This is a genomic window from Neoroseomonas oryzicola, from assembly GCF_012163135.1.
GTDB lineage: Bacteria > Pseudomonadota > Alphaproteobacteria > Acetobacterales > Acetobacteraceae > Neoroseomonas > Neoroseomonas oryzicola.
This window is the reverse complement of record NZ_JAAVUP010000005.1, coordinates 92,460-109,389: the sequence shown is the minus strand read 5'-3', so window position 1 is coordinate 109,389 and position 16,930 is coordinate 92,460. Positions and strand designations below refer to the sequence as shown.

Here is a 16,930-nt window from a genome sequence, read left to right as displayed (position 1 = left end):
CCGTCACTCCCGCGTGTAGCCGAGGGCACGGTCGCGTGCGGCAACCGCCGGGTCGCGCTCGGCCGGGGCGCCATAGCCGCCGCCGCCGGGCATCTCGACCACGATGCGGTCCCCCGCGGGCACGACGTGGAAGCCCTTGGGCTTCAGCTCGGTGCCCGAGGCGAGGGAGAGCCGCCCCGGCGCCCCGTTCGCCCCGCCCGATCGCCCACGCGCCGGATGCTTGACCCGTTCGAAGGTCGCGAAGATGCCGAAGGCCTCGTCGTCGCGACGGCCGACCTCAATGACCTGGCCGAGGCCGCCGCGCTGGCGGCCCGCACCACCCGAGCCCTCGCGCAACTCCTTCTTCCAGAAGACCAGCGGCGTGATCGCTTCCGTCACCTCGACCGGCACGTTGCGGACGCCCGAGGGGAAGGGCGTGGCCGACAGCCCGTCGAGGTTCGGCCGCGCCCCGGTCCCGCCCGAGTGGAAGGAGGTGATCATGAAGGCGGGTCCCTTCGGCCCCGTGTAGCCGGGACCGGCGCCGAGCTTCAGGTTCCAAAGGTTGGAGGTGCCCTCCGCCGGCACGCGCCCCGGGATTGCCTGGTCGAGCGCGCCATAGACCACGTCGGGCAGCATGTGCCCCATGGTCGACCGCGCGGTGACGGGGAAGGGGAAGGGCGCGTTGACGATCGAGCCCTCGGGCGCCGTGACGATGACGGCGTCCAGCGTGCCCGCATTGTTCGGGATCTCGGCGCCGACCACGCATTTCACGCCGAAGGCGGTGTAGGCCTCGGTGTAGCAGAGCGGGCAGTTGATGCCGAAGGGCACCGCGGCCGAGGTGCCGTCGTAATCCACCGCGATGTGGTCGTCGGCGATGGTGACTGTCGCATGCAGGTCGATCGGCTCGTTCACGCCGTCGATCCGCATGTGGGACTTCCAGGTGCCCTTGGGCAGCTTCTGGATCGCCGCGGTCATCCCGGCGCGGGAGCGGCTGATGATGTAGTGGCCGAGCTCGTCGAGGTCGCCGAGGCCGTTCTCGGCCATCATGGCCGACAGGCGCCGCTCGCCCGTCTCGTTGCAGGCCATGAGCGCGAAGACGTCGCCTTCGACCTGCACCGGTTCGCGGACATTGGCGCGGATGATGCGCATGACCGTCTCATCCACTACACCTTCGCGGGCGAGGGGGATCAGCGGCAGGAACAGCCCTTCGTGGAAGACCTGCTTGCCTTCGGCCGACTGGCCGACGCCGCCGATGTCCACCAGGTGCGTCGTCGACGAGAACAGCGCAACGAGCTTGCCGTTATGGAAGGCCGGCGAGGTGACGACCAGGTCGTAGAGATGCCCGGTCCCCTTCCAGGGATCGTTGGTGATGTAGTGGTCGCCCGGCTTCATCGTCTCGACCGGAAATTCCCGGATGAAGTGGACGACGCTGCGCGCCATGGAATTCACGTGGCCCGGCGTGCCCGTCACCGCCTGGGCGAGCATCCGGCCCTCGAGGTCGAAGACGCCGGCGGAGATGTCCCCGGCCTCGCGCGCCGAGGTGGAGAAGGCGGTGCGGACGAGGGTGCGGGCCTGTTCCTCCACCACGGAGAGCAGGCGGTTCCACATCACCTGGAAGCGGATGTCGGTGGTCATGCCTGGGCCTCCAGGACGAGCTGGTGCAGCGCGTTGACGCGGGCGGCGAAGCCACGCGGGACGACGGTGGTGGTGCCGTCCTCGACGATCAGGGCGGGGCCGGGGATGGCCATGCCCGGGGCGAGGGCCGCGCGTTCATGCACGGCGGCGCCGTCCGTGGCACCCGTCGCGGGGTCGGTGACGTCGCGCCTGCCGCGCGGCGACGGGGCCTGCTGCGCCGGGGGCGGCAGGGCCGCCTCGGGCAGGGGGCGCGCGGCGGACAGGGCGAGGGCGAAGGTCATCGCCTCGACCTCGAGCCGCGGGATGACGCGGCCGAACAGCGCGGTGTAGGCGGCCTCGAAGCCCGCACGCAGGATGGCGGTGTCCGATGCGGCGTAGGCACGGGCGGGCAGGGCGACGGCGATCTCGTGACCCTGGCCGCGGTAGCGCATGAAAGCAGTGCGCGTTTCCGTCAGGGCCTCGCTCGGCGCGCCCATGCGGACGACGGCCTCGGCCTCGGCGCGCATCTCGGCGAAGAGGGCATTCAGCGCCTCCGGATCGAAGGCGTCGAGGCGCATGTGCCGGCTGCGCACCACCTCATAGGCGATCGGCGCACGCAGGAAGCCGTGCGCCGAGCCCACGCCGGCGCCGACCGGCACCACGACGCGGTCGATGCCGAGCTTCTGCGCCAGCCGCGCGGCATGCAGCGGCGCCGCGCCGCCGAAGGCGATCATGGCGCGCCCGGCCGTGTCCTTGCCGTTCTCCACGGCATGGACGCGGGCAGCGTTCGCCATGGTCTCGTCGACGATCTCGGCGATACCGACGGCACCTTGCAACGGCGCCATGCCGAGCGGTGCGGCGACGCGGCCCGCCACCGCGGCTTCGGCCTTCGCGGCATCGAGGCCGATGGAGCCGCCCGCGAAGCGGGACGGATCGAGCCGCCCGAGCGTCGCGTCGGCGTCGGTCACTGTCGGTTCGGTGCCCCCGCGCCCGTAGCAGGCGGGGCCGGGCACGCTGCCCGCGCTGTCGGGGCCGACCAGAATACGGCCCAGCGCATCGACGCGCGCGATGGACCCGCCGCCGGCACCGATTTCGACCAGTTCGATCACCGGGATGCGCACCGGCAGGCCGCTGCCCTGGATGAAGCGATAGGCGCGCGCGACCTCGAAGGATCGGCTGCGCTGAAAGTCGAGATCGTCGATCAGCGTCAGCTTCGCCGTGGTGCCGCCCATGTCGAAGGCGAGCACCTGCTTCAGCCCGTTTTCCGCCGCGACCGCCTGGGCGAGGATGGCGCCGCCCGCCGGGCCGCTTTCCACCAGGCGCACCGGGAAGCGCTTCGCCGTATCGACCGTGGTGACGCCGCCCGAGGACATCATCAGCAGGAGCGGGCAATCGAGCCCCGCATCCTTCAGCCCGCCTTCGAGCGCGGCGAGATACCGCCCCATCAGCGGCAGGACATAGGCATTGGCGATGGTGGTCGAGGCGCGCTCGTATTCGCGGATCTCGGGCGCGACCTCGCAGGAGATGGTGATCGCTGCGCCCGGCATCTCCTCCGCCACGATCGCCGCCGCGCGACGTTCATGCGCGGGGTTGGTGAAGGAATGCAGGAAGCAGATCGCCACGGCCTGGATGCCGCGGGAGGCAAGAGTCCGCGCGGTGGCGCGCAGCGCGGCCTCGTCCAGCGGCAGCAGCACCGACCCATCCGCCGCGATGCGCTCCTTCACGCCGAGGCGCAGGTCGCGTGGCACCAGCGGCTCCGGCCGCTGCATGGACAGGTCGTACTGCTCGAAGCGGTGCTCGTAGGCCATCTCGACAGAGTCGCGAAAACCTTCCGTCGTCAGCAGCGCGGTCGGCGCGCCCTTGCGTTCGATCAGCGCATTGGTCGCGAGCGTGGTGCCATGCACCACCAGGCCGATTTCGCCCGGCGCGCAACCGGCTGCGGCCAGGATGGCCTTCGCCCCGTCGAGCACCGCGCGTTCCGGCGCCTCGGGCGTGGTGAGCAGTTTCATCTCATGCGTGCCGCGCGGTGTCTGCAGCACCAGGTCGGTGAAGGTGCCGCCAATGTCGACGGCCAGGCGTGACTCACCCATCGATACGGATATTCCCTGTTCTCACCACGCGTTCCCACCGCGCGGAATCGGCGCGCAGGAAGGCATCGTAGTCTGCGAGGTCCATCACCGCCGGGTGCAGCCCGGCATCGTCGAAGCGCGCGGCGTTCGCGGGGTCGCGCATCACCTTCACCACCGCGGCGTGCAGGAAGCGCACGATCTCGGGCGGCATGCCGGGTGGCCCGGCGAGGCCGTACCAGTTCTCGCTCTCGTAGCCCGGCACGCCCTCGGCCACCGCCGGGACGTTCGGCAGCAGCGGCCAGCGCTGCGGGGAGGTGACGGCGATCGCCCGCGCCCCGCCGCCATTGACGATGGACAGCGTCGCCGGATCGCCGAAATAGACATCGACCACCTTGGCCGCGAGATCGTTCAGCGCCGGCCCCGTGCCGCGATAGGGCACGTGGATCATGTTGATCCGCGCCATCTGGTTGAACAGCTCACCGGTCAGGTGCTGGCTGGTGCCGAGGCCGCCCGAGGCGTAGCGCAGCTCCTGCCGCTTCGCGAGGTCGAGGAATTCCTGCAGCGTGTTCGCCGGCAGGTCGGTCCGCACCGCCACGATGAAAGGCATGCGGACCAGGCGCGTGATGTGGGACAACTGCATAGCCTCATAGGGCAGGCGACGCAGATGCGGACCGGCGGTGATGGTGCCGGCGCCATCGAGCGAGAGCGTGTAGCCGTCCGGCGCGGCGCGGCTCATCGCCTCGACGCCGATCACGCCGCCGGCGCCGCCGCGGTTCTCGATCACCACCGTCTCGCCAAGTTCGCGGGACAGCGGTTCGGCCAGCAGCCGGGCCGTCAGGTCGACGCCCCCGCCCGGCGGGAAGGGAACGATCAGGCGCAGCGGCCGGTTCGGATACCCGCCCGGTCCCTGCGCCCGCGCGGCGAATGGCAGCCCCAGCCCGGCGGCGAGCACTCCGCGGCGACGAATGGTCATGGCGCGCTCCGTTGTCGTGGCGGCGAGCATGGTCCAGCACCGGTCGCGGCGAAACCCCCCGACGTGCTTCCGCGGCGTGCAGCGCAACACCGTGCTGCCGCGCGCGGATGCAGCGCATGTCGTGGCGTGTTCATTCCCGCGGCATGCCCCCTCGACGCCTTCCACGCCCCGTGATCCGATGCATGCCGGTGGCGGACGCGAGATCCGGCCCCGGTCAACAGGAGGAGGTCGCGATGCTGCGACGGATGATTGCCGGGCTTGTCGCCTCGGCTGCTGTGACTCTCCCCGCCCTGGCCCAGGCGCCGAGCCTGTCGGCCGGCCCGCAGGTGCGGATCGCCGCGGTGACGCAGCCGCTGCCGACGCAGCCGCAATACACCCGCGTCGACCAGCCCATCCTGCGCGACGCGACGGCGCAGCGCAGCAACGGCCGCGTCCAGGTGACGTTGTCGACGCATGCCGAGCGCAACCTTGCCGGCAACGAGATCGTGCGGCTGGTCCGGTCGGGCCAGGTCGAGATCGGCGCCGGCACGCTGACGACGCTGTCGGGCGACGTGCCGATCCTGGACGGCGTGGACCTCGCGGGCCTCGCGCCCGACATCCGCGACGCACAGCGGATCGCCGAGGCGATCATCCCCGCGGCGAACCGCGACCTCGAGCGCTTCGGCACGCGGCTCGTCGCCCTCTATCCCTTCCCGGCGCAGGTGGTATTCTGCCGGGCCGCCTTCACGAGCCTGCCGGACCTGCGCGGCCGGCGCATCCGCACCTTCGGCAATTCGCTGGTCGATTACTTCACCGCGCTCGGCGCGCAGCCGGTCAGCATCGGTTTCCCCGAGGTCTACTCCGCCCTCGAGCGCGGCGTGGTCGACTGCGCCATCACCGGGTCGGGTTCCGGCGCCGCGGCGCGCTGGCCGGAAGTGACGACGCATATCTCGAACATGCCGGTGTCCTGGGCGGTGGCGGGGTATCTCGTGAATCTCGCCTGGTGGAACCGCCTCGATCCGCAGGTGCGGGCCTTCATGGAAGCGACGATGAAGGAAGTCTCGGATGCGCAATGGGCGCTCGGTGCCGCGGCGACGCGGGACGGCATCGACTGCAACATCGGCCGCGCCGCGGAATGCCGCATCCACAACGTCGCCGCCCGCCCGATGACCGAGGTCGTCGCGACCGACGCCGACAAGGCGGAAACGCAGCGGATCTTCCGCGAGGTCGTGCTGCCCGGCTGGGTGCGCCGCTGCGGCGCGCGCTGCGGCGAGACCTACAACGAGGTGATCGCGCCCATCTCCGGCGTGCGCTTCGGCGGGTGAGCGGCGCCGTCACCCCATCCCCGGCGCCGCTGCAGGCGGTCCGTGCGCTGCGGCGCGCGGTCGCCGCGGCGGCGGCGCTGATGGCCTACATCGCCGGGTGGGCCTACTTCGTCTGCGCGCTCTTCATCACCTTCGACATCGTCGCGCGGTATTTCCTCGGCTTCTCCTCCCAGGCGACGGTCGAGGTCACGGGGTACATCCTGGCGGGCGGCATCGCCTGGTCGCTCGGCCACACGCTGTTCCGCCGGGCGCATATCCGCGTCGACGTCTTCGTGAACCGGCTGCCGGTGCAAGTGCGCGCGCCGCTGCACCTCTTCGCGCTCGGGCTGCTGACGGCGCTGTCGATCCTGATCGTCTGGGCGGCGTGGGAACTGGTGGACGAAAGCGCGCTGTTCAACGCGCATGACAACTCCGCCCTGCGCATCGAAATGGTCTGGCCGCAAGGCATCTGGGCCTTCGGGATCTCGGCCTTCGTCATGTCCTGCCTGGTGCTGATGCTGGAAGCCTCCCTTGCGCTGGCCTGCGGGGAGGGGGCGTCGCTCGACGGCCTGCTCGGCTCCCGCACGCTCGAGGACGAGACGGAGGAAGCGCTCGAAGCCGTGGCCATGGCACATGAGGGCGAGGAGCCGCCGCACCCGTGATCGCCATCGTCTTCCTGCTGGCGCTGCTCGCCGTCACCATCTTCGCCGCGGCGACCACCGGCCAGGCGCTGCCGGTCGCCGAGATCCTGATGCTGACCGGCGTCTTCGTCGTCTTCTTCGGATCCGGCGTCTACATCGCGGCGGTGCTCGGCGCGCTCGGCGTGCTGACGGGGCTGCTGTTCTCCGACCGGCCCTGGTGGGCCTTCCTGGGGCAGACGCTCTGGGCGCCGTCGTCGAACTTCGTGCTCGTCGCCGTGCCGCTCTTCCTGCTGATGGGCGAGATCCTGCTACGGGCGGGCCTATCGGACCGGCTGTATCGCGCGCTGAACGTCTGGCTGAACCGGATGCCTGGCGGGTTGCTGCACACCAACATCGTCTCCTGCGCGGTGTTCTCGGCGATCTCGGGCTCCTCGGTGGCGACGGCGGCGACCATGGGCTCGGTGGCGCTCCCCTATTTCCAGGACACCAAGTACAGCCAGCGGATGGTGCTGGGCTCGCTCGCCGCCGGCGGGGCGCTCGGCAACCTGATCCCACCGGGGATCACCTTCATCATCTACGGGCTGATCACCGAGACCTCGGTCGGCGCGCTCTATATCGCGGCGATCATTCCCTCGGTGCTGGTGACGGGGCTCTTCATCCTCGTCATCCTCTGGCACGGCATCCGCAATCCGATGGAGAAGCCAGAGCGCCTGCCGCTCGGGGTGAAGATCCGCGCGCTGGTGGATCTGGTGCCGACGCTGCTGCTGATCCTGCTGGTGCTCGGGTCGATCTATGGCGGCTTCGCGACCCCGACCGAGGCCGCCGCCCTCGGCGTCGTCGGCGCCGCCGGCTTCGCAGCCATCGAGCGCAAGCTGACCTTCCGTATGCTGAACGCCTCGGCCGAGGCGACGGCGCGCAACACTGCGCTGCTGGGGTTGATCCTGTTCGGCGCCTACCTGCTGAACTACATCCTCACCATCATCAACGTGCCTCAGGCGCTGGCCGGGCTGATCGCCGGGCTGCCGATCCCGCCGTGGGGCATCATGCTCTGCATCATCGCGCTCTATGTCGCTCTCGGGACCTTCATGGAGGGTTTCTCCATGATCATCACCACCGTCCCGGTGGTGTTCCCGATCGTGGTTGCCCTCGGCTACGACCCGATCTGGTTCGGCGTCATCGTGACCATGCTGGTCGAGATCGCCCAGATCAGCCCGCCGGACGGGACGGTGATGTATGTGTTGCAGGGCATGCGATCCCGGCCCGGGCCGATCACCGACGTCTTCATCGGCGTGATGCCCTTCCTGGCGGTCTATCTTCTGGCCGTCGCCATCCTCATGATCTTCCCCGGCCTTGCGCTCTGGCTGCCAGCCGTGATGGGCTGAACGAATTCAGGAACGTCCCGCGTGACCAGCACCGACAATGCCCGCCCCGTCCGCATCGCGGTCGATATCGGCGGCACCTTCACCGATCTGCAGATCCTCGACGCCCGCAACGGCATCGCACGCGCGTGGAAGACGCCGACGACGCCGGAGGATCCGTCCATCGGCCTGATGCGCGGAGTGACCGAGGCCGCCGAGCGCTTCGGCTTCGCCCTCGCCGATGTCGGGCTGCTGCTGCACGGCACGACCATCGCGACGAATGCGGTGCTGGAGCGGAAGCTCGCCAAGGGCGTCCTGCTGACCACGGCGGGCTTCGAGGACGTGCTCGAGATCAACCGGCACGTCCGGCGCGACATCTACGGCCTGGCGCCGGAACCCTTTCCGACGCTGATCCCGCGCGACCGGCGCCTCGGGGTGACGGAACGGATGCGCGCGGACGGCACGGCGGAGATCGCGCTGGATGAATCCGCGGTGCCGGCGCTGCTGGACCGCATCGCGGCGCTCGGGGCCGACTGCGTCGCCGTCTCGCTGCTGCACGCCTACGCCAATCCGGCGCATGAGCAGCGCCTCGCGGCGATGCTGCGCGCGGCGCGGCCGGACCTGCCGGTGTCGCTGTCGTCGGACATCTCGCCCGAGATCCGCGAGTACGAACGTACCTCCACCACCGTCCTGAATGCGCTGCTGGTGCCGGTGGTGAAGGCCTATCTCGATCGGCTCGAGGCGCGGCTGGGCGAGGGCGGCTTCCACCCCCTTGTCTTCCTCGTGCAGTCGAATGGCGGCGTGTGCAGCCTGCGCGTCGCGGCGGAACAGCCGGCGCGGCTGCTGCTGTCCGGGCCGTCGGGCGGGACGCTGGCCGCAGGGCGGCTCTCGGCGCTGCTGTCGCGGCCGAACCTGGTCGCTGTCGACATGGGCGGGACCTCCTACGACGTCTCGGTGGTGCAGGATGGGCGCGTTTCGGTCATCACCCAGGGCGAGATCGACCGGCTGCCCGTGCGCCTGCCGATGGTCGAGATGCGCACCATCGGCGCCGGCGGCGGATCCATCGCCGCGGTGGATGCCGGAGGGCGGCTCACGGTCGGCCCGCGCAGCGCCGGCGCCCGGCCGGGGCCGGTCGCCTATGGCCGCGGCGGCACGGAACCGACGGTGACCGACGCGAACCTGGCGCTGGGGCGGCTCGATCCGGACTTCTTCCTCGGCGGCATGATGAAGCTCGACATGCCGGCCACCCGCGCGGCGCTGGAGGCGAAGGTCGGGGGGCCGCTGCGTCTCGGCGTCGAGGAAGCGGCGGAAGGCATCCTGACGGTGGTCAACGCCAATCTCGGCGCGGCGATCCGCCTGTCGCTGTTCGAGAAGGGTCTCGATCCGCGCGACTTCTGCCTGCTGTCCTTCGGCGGTGCCGGTGGACTTCATGCGACGGACGTGGCCGCCGAGCTCGGGATGAAGGAGGTCGCCTTCCCGCGCGAGCCCGGCACGCTCTCGGCCTATGGCATCCTGTTCTCGGACCTGACGCAGGACATCGCGCGGTCCCGCGTGATGCGCGCCGAACCGGCGAACCTGCCGCAGGTCATCGAAGTGATCGCCGCGCTGCGGGCGGAAGCCGATGCGCGCCTCGCCGCCGACGGCATCCCGCCGGAACGCCGCCGCGTCTCGATCGCGGCGGACATGCGCTACCACGGCCAGGCCTTCGAACTGTTGATCCCATGGGGCGAGGTCGCGGCCCCCGATTCCGGTGATCTCGCCGCGCTGGTCGAGGCCTTCCACGCCACGCATCGCCAACGCTTCTCCTACGCCAATCCCGGCGATCCGGTGGAGATCGTGACCATCCGCGCCATCGCCACCGGCCTGCTGGACAAGCCCGAACCAGGCGATCCGCCACCCGCCGAGCGCCCCGCGCGCAAGGGCACGCGCCGCGCCTTCGAAGGCGGCGCCTGGCGCGACATTCCGGTCTGGGATCGCGAGGCGCTCACCTTCGCCGATACCATCGAAGGCCCCGCGGTGGTCGAGGAAGCCTTCGCCACGCATTGGATCGCGCGCGGCTGGACGGCCGAGCTCGGCGCCGCGGGCACGCTGATCGCGCGGAGGGACACGCCATGACGCTCGGCCCGATCGAGATCGAGGTCATCCGCAACGCGCTGACCGCCGCAGCGGCCGAGATGGACATCACCATCTGGCGCACCAGCCGTTCCACCATCGTGCGGGAACTGCTCGACTACTCCACCGCCGTCTTCGACGCCGAGGGCAACAACGTCGCGCAGTCGGCGCGCATCCCGCAGCATCTCAATTCGATGGGTGCCGCGCTGCGGACCTTGCTCGACCGCTTCGTCAATGCCGAGGAATGGGGCGAGAACGACGTCGTCGCGACCAACGATCCCTATTGCGGCGCGCAGCACCTGAACGACGTGCTGGTCTTCAAGCCGGTCATGCATGAGGGCAAGCGCGTCGCCTATGTCGGCGCGTTGTGCCATCACATCGACATGGGCGGCATGGCGCCGGGCTCCTACGCCGCCACGGCGACCGAGGTCTTCCAGGAAGGCATCCGCATCCCTCCACTGAAGCTGATCGAGGACGGCCGGCTGAACCGCGCGGTCTGGGAGATGATCGGCCAGAACGTGCGCAAGCCGGCGCTGATGCTGGGCGACCTGCAGTCGCAGCTGGCGAGCCTCGAGGTCGGTGCAGCCTCGATCCGCCGTCTCGCGCAGCGCTACGGCGCCGAGGGGCTGCTGGAGGCGACCGCCCGCATCCTCGACATGAGCGAGGCGGCGATGCGCGCTGCCATCCGTGCGATGCCCGATGGCCGCTACGAGTTCGAGGATTTCCTCGACGAGGACGGCGTCAGCGGCGATCCCGTGCGCCTGCATGCCGTGCTGACCGTGACGGGCGAGGAGATCGAGGTCGACCTGACAGGCTGCGCCGACCAGCAGCGCGGGCCGATCAACTGCACGCCGGCCATGTCGAACTGCGCGGTCTACTACTCGATCATCGCCGCGACGGATGGCGCCATGCCGGCCAATGCCGGCTGCTACCGGCCGATCCGCATCACCCATCGGGACGGCAGCGTCACCTCCTGCCGCGCGCCCGCTTCGGTCGCGCATCGCGTGGCGGTGTCGCATCGCCTGGCGAACGTCATGTTCGGCTGCCTGCACCAGGCGCTGCCGGACCGCATGCCCGCGGCCTATTACGGCGGCTCCTACGTCGCGACCTTCCAGACCGAAGCCGAGGATGGCGGGCGCGAGGTGCTGGTCGAGATCGAGATCGGTGGCACCGGCGCCAATCCCGCGAAGGACGGCGTCAATGCGTGGTCCTTCGGCATGCACAACAACGCCAACATCCCGGTCGAGATGATCGAGAGCCAGATGCCGCTCACCATCACGCGCTACGGCTTGCTGCCGGGCTCGGGCGGGGCGGGGAAGCATCGGGGCGGGCTCGGGCTGTTCCGCGAATGGCGGCTCGACAGCCCCGCCGGCGTCTTCACCGCCAACATGGATCGCTTCCGCTTCCCGCCCTACGGCCTCGCGGGTGGCAGGCCGGGCAGTCTCGGGCGGCTGGTGCGGATCCGCGACGGCGCGGAGACGCCCATCGCGCCGAAATCGGACGGCGTCCGCCTGCTGAAGGGCGACATCGTGCGCCTCGAGACCTCGGGCGGCGGCGGCTTCGGCGATCCGGCGGCGCGCGACCCGGCCGAGGTCGCCCGCGACCGCACACTCGGCTACGTGTCGTGACCTTCGACCCGGCCGCGCACCGCATGGTGCCGCAGCAGCGCTGGTTCGAGGACTTCGTCCTCAGCGAACGTTTCCTCCTGCCAAGCCGGACGATGACGGAGGCGATCTTCCTCGCCTTCCAGGCAGCGTCCGGCGACAACCACCCGGTCCATTACGACGTGGAATACTGCCGGGCGCGGGGCATGCCGCACATGCTCGCCCATGGCTACCAGGTCGTGATCCAGACCGCGGCCGGGGCGGGCATGTTCCCGCATATGGTGGAGGAGAGCCTCAAGGGATTCCTCGAGCAATCCTCCCGCTTCCTCCATCCGGTCTTCGTCGGCGACACGCTCTATGCGGCGCTCGAGGTGGATGAGGTCACGCCGCAGCGGACCACGGGCGTCCTCGGCCTGCGCAGCACGGTCCACAACCAGAAGGGCGTGCTGGTGATGGAAGGCCGCCAACGCTACCTGCTGCGCCGCCGTCCGGCCTGACTTCACGGGGCGGGACCCTCGCGCCACACTCGGCGCGACGGAGGAAACCATGGCCCGCATTCCCTACGCCGATCCCGCCCTGCCCGAACACCGGGAGGCGGCAGAGACGATCCGCGCCTCGCGCAAGAAGATCGGCCACCTGCACCGCATGCTGCTGCACGCCCCGCCGATCGCGCAGGGCTGGATCACCATGTTCGACGCCGTGCGCTGGAAGTCGACGCTGCCGGGCAAGATCCGCGAGCTCGTCATGTGCCGCGTCGCGGCGATCAATGACGCGCCCTATGAGTGGGAGGCGCATGCGCCGCTCGCCCTGCAGGAAGGCGCGACCCAGGCGCAACTCGATGCGCTGCGCGACTGGGAAGGCAGCGACGTGTTCGACGCGGCCGAACGCGCCGCGCTCGCCTATTGCGACGCGATGACGCGGAAGGTCCATGTGCCGGACGACGTCGCCCGCGCGGTGCGCGATCTGTTCCCGCCGCGCCAGCTGGTCGAGCTGACCGTGACCATCGCGGGCTACAACTGCGTCTCCCGCGTGCTCGAGGCGCTGGAGATCAAGGGCAGCGACCCGCTGCCCGACGCCTGAACCTCAGGCCGCGCGGCGCAGCAGCCGCCCCGCCCGCGCGCCGGTCACGCCGGCGCCGTGGACATAGGCGCTCTGCCCGTTCACCCAGGTCTCGAGGATCCCGTCCGCGGGCTGGATGGGATCCTCCCAGGTGGAGCGGTCCTTCACCGTGGCGGCATCCAGCAGCACGAGGTCGGCGAAGGCGCCGGGCGCGATGGTGCCGCGATCGGCGATGCCGAAGATCATCGCCGTGCGCCCCGTCATCTTGTGGATCGCGGTCTCGAGATCCATCAGGCCGATTTCGCGTACGTAGTGACCGAGCACGCGCGGGAAGGTGCCCCACAGCCGGGGGTGCGGCTTCTTCGCGAGCGGCCCGCCATCGCTGCCGATCATCGACAGCGGATGCGCCATGATGCGGCGGACATCCTCCTCGCTCATGTTGTGGAAGATGCCCGAGGCCGGCAGCAGGCGGTCGCGCGCCTCCATCAGGCTTGCGCCCCATTCCGCGGCGATGTCGGCCAGCATCCGCCCGGCCATCTCCGGATGGGGCAGGGAGTTCGTCACCTGCACGGGAATGTCCGGCCGCGGGTCGCGCGCGGCCAGCGAGGTCGAGGCCGCGGTGTAGGGATAGACGTCGAAGGCGACCGCCTGGCGCACGGCGGCCTGCTCGATCATCGGCAGCGTCTCGCGCGACCGCCCGTGGTTCTCGGGCTGGGCGCATTTGTGGTGGCTGATGACGACGGGGGCGCCGACGGCCTCGCCGATGCGCAGGGTCTCCGCGATGCTGTCGAGCACGCCATTCGCCTCGTCGCGCATGTGCGTCACATAGAGGCCGCGCTGGGCGCGCAGCGCCTCGGCGATGGCGATGACCTCCTCGGTCGGCGCGTGCTTCGACGGCGGATAGAACAGGCCGGTCGAGAAGCCGGCCGCGCCCTCGGCCAGGCTCTCGGCGAGCAGGGCGCGCATCCGCTCCGCCTCGCCATCGGTCGCGGCGCGCTGGGTATCGCCCTCCATGACGCCGACGCGCAGCGACATGTGGCCGATCAGCGCCAGCGCGTTCACGGCCGGCGGTTCGCGCCGCAGGTGGTCGGCGTATTCCCCGAAGGATCCGAACTTCCACCATTCCGGGGCGCAGACCTGGTCGAGCGGCGCCGGCGGGCGCGAGGCGAGGCGCATGGGCGAGAGGCTGATGCCGCAATTGCCCACCACGACGCATGTGATGCCCTGCGACAGCTTGCAGCACATGCATTCCGCGCCCTGCAGGACGATCTGGTCGTCATGCGTGTGTGCATCGATGAAGCCCGGCGCGAGGACACGTCCGCCGGCCAGGACCTCCCGCGCGCCGCTTGCCGCGCCGAGGTCGCCGACCGCGGCGATGCGCTCGCCCTGCACCCCCACATCCCCGCGGAACCCGGGGCGACCCGAGCCGTCGACGATCGTCGCATCACGGATGATGAGGTCGCAGCGGAGCGCCATGCGCCGGTCTCCTGTCGGGGGCGGCGCGCAGCATGCAGCAGCGCTTCGAGGGCGGAAAGCGCGCCCCGGAGGCTACTCGGCGGAGCGTAGCCCCGCGGCCTCGATCAGCGCGCGGAACTTCTCGCTCTCCGCATTCGAGAAGGCGGCGAAGTCGGCGCGGTTGCGATAGAGGATCGGCTGCGCGACGCGGTTCATCCCGGCGACGACCTCGGCGTTGCGCATGGTGCGGTCGCAGGCCGCTTCCAGCCGCGCCATGATCGGTTCCGGCGTGCCCGCGGGCGCGTAGAGCCCGGACCAGATCGTGTAGACCAGGTCGTAGCCCTGTTCGCGCATCGTCGGCACGTCGGGGAAGTCGGGATTGCGCCGCTCGGTCAGGAAGGCGATCGGGTGCAGGTCGTATTGCCGGATCAGCAGCGTCTGGTCGGTGAAGAGCTGCACCTGGCCCTGCTGGAAGGCGAGCATCACCTCGCCCGATCCACGATAGGGGATGTGATTCATCTCGATGTTCGCGAGCCGCATGAGCGCGATGTTCGAGATGTGCGGGATGCTGCCCGCACCGGTCGAGGCGAAGGGAAAGCCGGTGCCCTGCGCGCGGGCCCGCGCGACCACGTCGGCCACGGTCCGCAGCCCCGACGTTTTCGGCGTCATCATCACCACCGGACTGTCCGCCACCTGGCAGATCGCCACGAAGCTCTCGAGCGTGTAGGACAGCCCGCGCCGGAAATGCGGCTGGATCGCCATCGGCCCGACCGGAGAGAACAGGATGGTCTGCCCGTCCGGCCGCGCGCGCGCCGCTTCGGCCGTGCCGATCGTGCCACCGGCGCCGGTGACGTTGCGCACCACCACGGGCTGGCCGAGGGCGGCGGCCATCTCGTTCTGCATCAGCCGCCCGACGATGTCGGTCGGGCCGCCGGCCGCGAAGTTCACGATCATCTGCACCTGCGCGGCGGCGGGCAGGGCAGACAGCATCCATGCCGCGACGAGTGCGGCCAGCATCTTCCTCATGCGTTTCCTCCCGCCTGCTTGTCGGCGCAGGCCTATGGCGGCAGGCTAACGGCAAGCGAGGAGGAAGCCAAAGCGACATGAGTAGCGGAACGATGGGCGGCGGCGCCTGGTTGGCGGCGAGCCTCGCGGCGTCGGGCCAGACCCATGTCTTCTTCGTCGATGCGGTGCTGCGACGCACGCTGCTGGCATTGTCCGAGGCGGGCGTCGCGCCTGTCCTCGCGCATACCGAAAAGGCGGCGGTCTACATGGCCGATGGCTATGCGCGCGTCGCGGGGCGCCCGGGCGTGGTGGCGGCGCAGTCGGTCGGCGCGGCAAACCTCGCGGCCGGGCTGCAGGATGCCTGGCTGGCGCGCACGCCGATTGTCGCCATGACGGGGCGCAAGGTGCCGGCGCACCAGCATCGCAATGCCTATCAGGAGTTGGATCACGGGCCGCTCTTCGCGCCGGTCACCAAGTACGGTGCCGATATCGCCGATGCGGCCGACCTGCCGCGCGCGCTGCGCCAGGCCTTCGCCGCCGCGACCGCCATGCCGCCGCGGCCCGTCCATCTCGACCTGTTCGGCCTGATGGGGGAGGTGATCGAGACCGGGACGATCGCGACGCCGCCACTGGATCTCTCGGCCTTCCGCACGCCGCTGCACCGGCCGGAGCCGGACCCTGCCAGCATCGCCGCCGCGGCGAAGGCGCTGCTCGCCGCGCCGCGCGTCGCTATCGTGGCCGGCGACGGCGCCGCGCTGTCGGGCTGCGGAGCGGAACTGATCGCGGTGGCCGAGGCGCTGGCCGCGCCCATCGCGACGGCGCTCGGGGCGCGCGGCATCGTCTCCACGCGCCATCCGCTGCACATCGGCGTCGCCGGCGCCTATGCCGCGCCGCCGGCCAACCGCATCCTGCAGGAGGCCGACCTGATCCTGATGGTCGGCGCCGACACCGGGGACATGCTGACCAATTACTGGCGCACGCCCAAGGCCGGGGCGGCGGTGGTGCAGATCGACGCGGACCCGTTGGAGTTCGACCGATCCTACCCGGCCATCGTCGCCGTGCAGGCCGATCCGCGTGCCGGGCTGCGGGCGCTGGCGGCGGCGCTGGGCAGGCCGTCGCGGGACGGGGCGTATCTGGCCTCGGCCCAGGCGCGCATGGCGGAATGGCGGGCCGAGGTCGCGCCGCGCCTCGCCAGCACGGCATCGCCGATCGACCCGGCGCGGCTCGCTGCGGAGATCACCGTGGCGCTGCCGTCGGACGGCATCCTTGTCGCCGATACCGGCTATTCCGGCATCTGGACCGGCACGCTGATCGACCTCGAACCGACGCAGACCTACCTGCGCGCGGCGGGTTCGCTGGGCTGGTCCTTCCCGGCGGCGCTGGGGGCGAAATGCGCCGCGCCGCATCGCAAGGTGGTGTGCTGGACGGGGGACGGCGCGTTCTACTACCACCTCGCGGAACTCGAGACGGCGCGCCGGCGCGGCATCGCCGTGACGCTGGTGGTGAACAACAACTCGGGCTTCGGCCAGGGGTGGCCGAACCTGGTGCGGCAGGCCGGCAACCGCCCGGATGCCGCGGCCGAGCTGCTGCGCTTCGGCCCGACCGACTTCACCGAGGTCGCGCGATCCTTCGGTCTCGACGGCATCCGCGTCGAGCGGCCGGAGGACATCGGCCCGGCGCTGCGCCGCGCCATGGCTGCCGACCACACCATGGTGGTGGACGTCGCCACCGACATCGAGGCCCGCGCCCCCGCGCCCTGGGCCCCTGAAGGAGCTTGA

General features: G+C 70.7%; 13 protein-coding genes. 8 read left to right on the top strand and 5 right to left on the bottom strand.

What is annotated here, in order from left to right:
* Positions 1 to 3: 3 nt before the first annotated feature.
* From GWK15_RS17730 to GWK15_RS17720, 3 genes are read right to left on the bottom strand one after another with little or no spacing between them, the layout of a single operon-like run.
* Entirely contained in the window at positions 4 to 1,614 is a 1,611-nt protein-coding gene (locus GWK15_RS17730) for a hydantoinase B/oxoprolinase family protein (protein ID WP_168042699.1), read from the bottom strand.
* Positions 1,611 to 3,683: a hydantoinase/oxoprolinase family protein gene (locus tag GWK15_RS17725; RefSeq protein ID WP_168042698.1), complete on the bottom strand. Its 2,073-nt coding sequence runs from the start codon at positions 3,681 to 3,683 to the stop codon at positions 1,611 to 1,613. Before GWK15_RS17725 ends, GWK15_RS17730 begins: the two co-directional genes overlap by 4 nt.
* Positions 3,676 to 4,635, bottom strand: coding sequence for a Bug family tripartite tricarboxylate transporter substrate binding protein (locus tag GWK15_RS17720; RefSeq protein WP_168042697.1), 960 nt, complete (start codon positions 4,633 to 4,635; stop codon positions 3,676 to 3,678). The genes GWK15_RS17725 and GWK15_RS17720 overlap by 8 nt, the downstream gene beginning before the upstream one ends.
* A gap of 233 nt (positions 4,636 to 4,868) precedes the next feature.
* Between GWK15_RS17720 and GWK15_RS17715 the strand changes: the two genes are divergently transcribed.
* From GWK15_RS17715 to GWK15_RS17685, 7 genes are read left to right on the top strand one after another with little or no spacing between them, the layout of a single operon-like run.
* Entirely contained in the window at positions 4,869 to 5,939 is a 1,071-nt protein-coding gene (locus GWK15_RS17715) for a TRAP transporter substrate-binding protein (protein ID WP_168042696.1), read from the top strand.
* Positions 5,936 to 6,580, top strand: a complete 645-nt coding sequence (locus GWK15_RS17710; RefSeq protein ID WP_168042695.1) for a TRAP transporter small permease subunit — start codon at positions 5,936 to 5,938, stop codon at positions 6,578 to 6,580. The genes GWK15_RS17715 and GWK15_RS17710 overlap by 4 nt, the downstream gene beginning before the upstream one ends.
* Entirely contained in the window at positions 6,577 to 7,941 is a 1,365-nt protein-coding gene (locus GWK15_RS17705) for a TRAP transporter large permease subunit (RefSeq protein ID WP_168042694.1), read from the top strand. Before GWK15_RS17710 ends, GWK15_RS17705 begins: the two co-directional genes overlap by 4 nt.
* A gap of 21 nt (positions 7,942 to 7,962) precedes the next feature.
* Positions 7,963 to 10,032, top strand: coding sequence for a hydantoinase/oxoprolinase family protein (locus tag GWK15_RS17700; RefSeq protein ID WP_168042693.1), 2,070 nt, complete (start codon positions 7,963 to 7,965; stop codon positions 10,030 to 10,032).
* The gene (locus tag GWK15_RS17695; RefSeq protein WP_168042692.1) at positions 10,029 to 11,657 is read left to right on the top strand and encodes a hydantoinase B/oxoprolinase family protein; all 1,629 of its coding nucleotides are present in this window, start codon (positions 10,029 to 10,031) and stop codon (positions 11,655 to 11,657) included. Before GWK15_RS17700 ends, GWK15_RS17695 begins: the two co-directional genes overlap by 4 nt.
* Positions 11,654 to 12,130 carry a MaoC family dehydratase gene (locus tag GWK15_RS17690; protein ID WP_338147279.1) on the top strand — a complete coding sequence of 159 codons (477 nt, stop codon included), beginning with the start codon at positions 11,654 to 11,656 and terminating at the stop codon, positions 12,128 to 12,130. The genes GWK15_RS17695 and GWK15_RS17690 overlap by 4 nt, the downstream gene beginning before the upstream one ends.
* A gap of 49 nt (positions 12,131 to 12,179) precedes the next feature.
* Positions 12,180 to 12,713, top strand: coding sequence for a carboxymuconolactone decarboxylase family protein (locus tag GWK15_RS17685; RefSeq protein ID WP_168042691.1), 534 nt, complete (start codon positions 12,180 to 12,182; stop codon positions 12,711 to 12,713).
* A gap of 3 nt (positions 12,714 to 12,716) precedes the next feature.
* On the opposite strand, the gene GWK15_RS17680 is transcribed toward GWK15_RS17685, so the two are convergent.
* Both GWK15_RS17680 and GWK15_RS17675 read right to left on the bottom strand, forming a co-directional pair.
* Complete coding sequence (locus GWK15_RS17680) at positions 12,717 to 14,168, bottom strand: N-acyl-D-amino-acid deacylase family protein (protein WP_168042690.1); 1,452 nt, start codon at positions 14,166 to 14,168, stop codon at positions 12,717 to 12,719.
* A 72-nt stretch (positions 14,169 to 14,240) separates the two neighbouring features.
* Complete coding sequence (locus GWK15_RS17675) at positions 14,241 to 15,173, bottom strand: Bug family tripartite tricarboxylate transporter substrate binding protein (protein WP_168042689.1); 933 nt, start codon at positions 15,171 to 15,173, stop codon at positions 14,241 to 14,243.
* A 77-nt stretch (positions 15,174 to 15,250) separates the two neighbouring features.
* Here GWK15_RS17675 and GWK15_RS17670 point away from each other — a divergent pair, with 77 nt between their 5' ends.
* Complete coding sequence (locus GWK15_RS17670) at positions 15,251 to 16,930, top strand: thiamine pyrophosphate-binding protein (RefSeq protein ID WP_168042688.1); 1,680 nt, start codon at positions 15,251 to 15,253, stop codon at positions 16,928 to 16,930.

Bases quoted from the DNA above. Each gene is read 5' to 3' on its own strand.
- GWK15_RS17730 (WP_168042699.1), bottom strand. From the start codon at position 1,614: ATGACCACCGACATCCGCTTCCAGGTGATGTGGAACCGCCTGCTCTCC.
- GWK15_RS17725 (WP_168042698.1), bottom strand. From the start codon at position 3,683: ATGGGTGAGTCACGCCTGGCCGTCGACATTGGCGGCACCTTCACCGAC.
- GWK15_RS17720 (WP_168042697.1), bottom strand. From the start codon at position 4,635: ATGACCATTCGTCGCCGCGGAGTGCTCGCCGCCGGGCTGGGGCTGCCA.
- GWK15_RS17715 (WP_168042696.1), top strand. From the start codon at position 4,869: ATGCTGCGACGGATGATTGCCGGGCTTGTCGCCTCGGCTGCTGTGACT.
- GWK15_RS17695 (WP_168042692.1), top strand. From the start codon at position 10,029: ATGACGCTCGGCCCGATCGAGATCGAGGTCATCCGCAACGCGCTGACC.
- GWK15_RS17685 (WP_168042691.1), top strand. From the start codon at position 12,180: ATGGCCCGCATTCCCTACGCCGATCCCGCCCTGCCCGAACACCGGGAG.
- GWK15_RS17680 (WP_168042690.1), bottom strand. From the start codon at position 14,168: ATGGCGCTCCGCTGCGACCTCATCATCCGTGATGCGACGATCGTCGAC.
- GWK15_RS17675 (WP_168042689.1), bottom strand. From the start codon at position 15,173: ATGAGGAAGATGCTGGCCGCACTCGTCGCGGCATGGATGCTGTCTGCC.
- GWK15_RS17670 (WP_168042688.1), top strand. From the start codon at position 15,251: ATGAGTAGCGGAACGATGGGCGGCGGCGCCTGGTTGGCGGCGAGCCTC.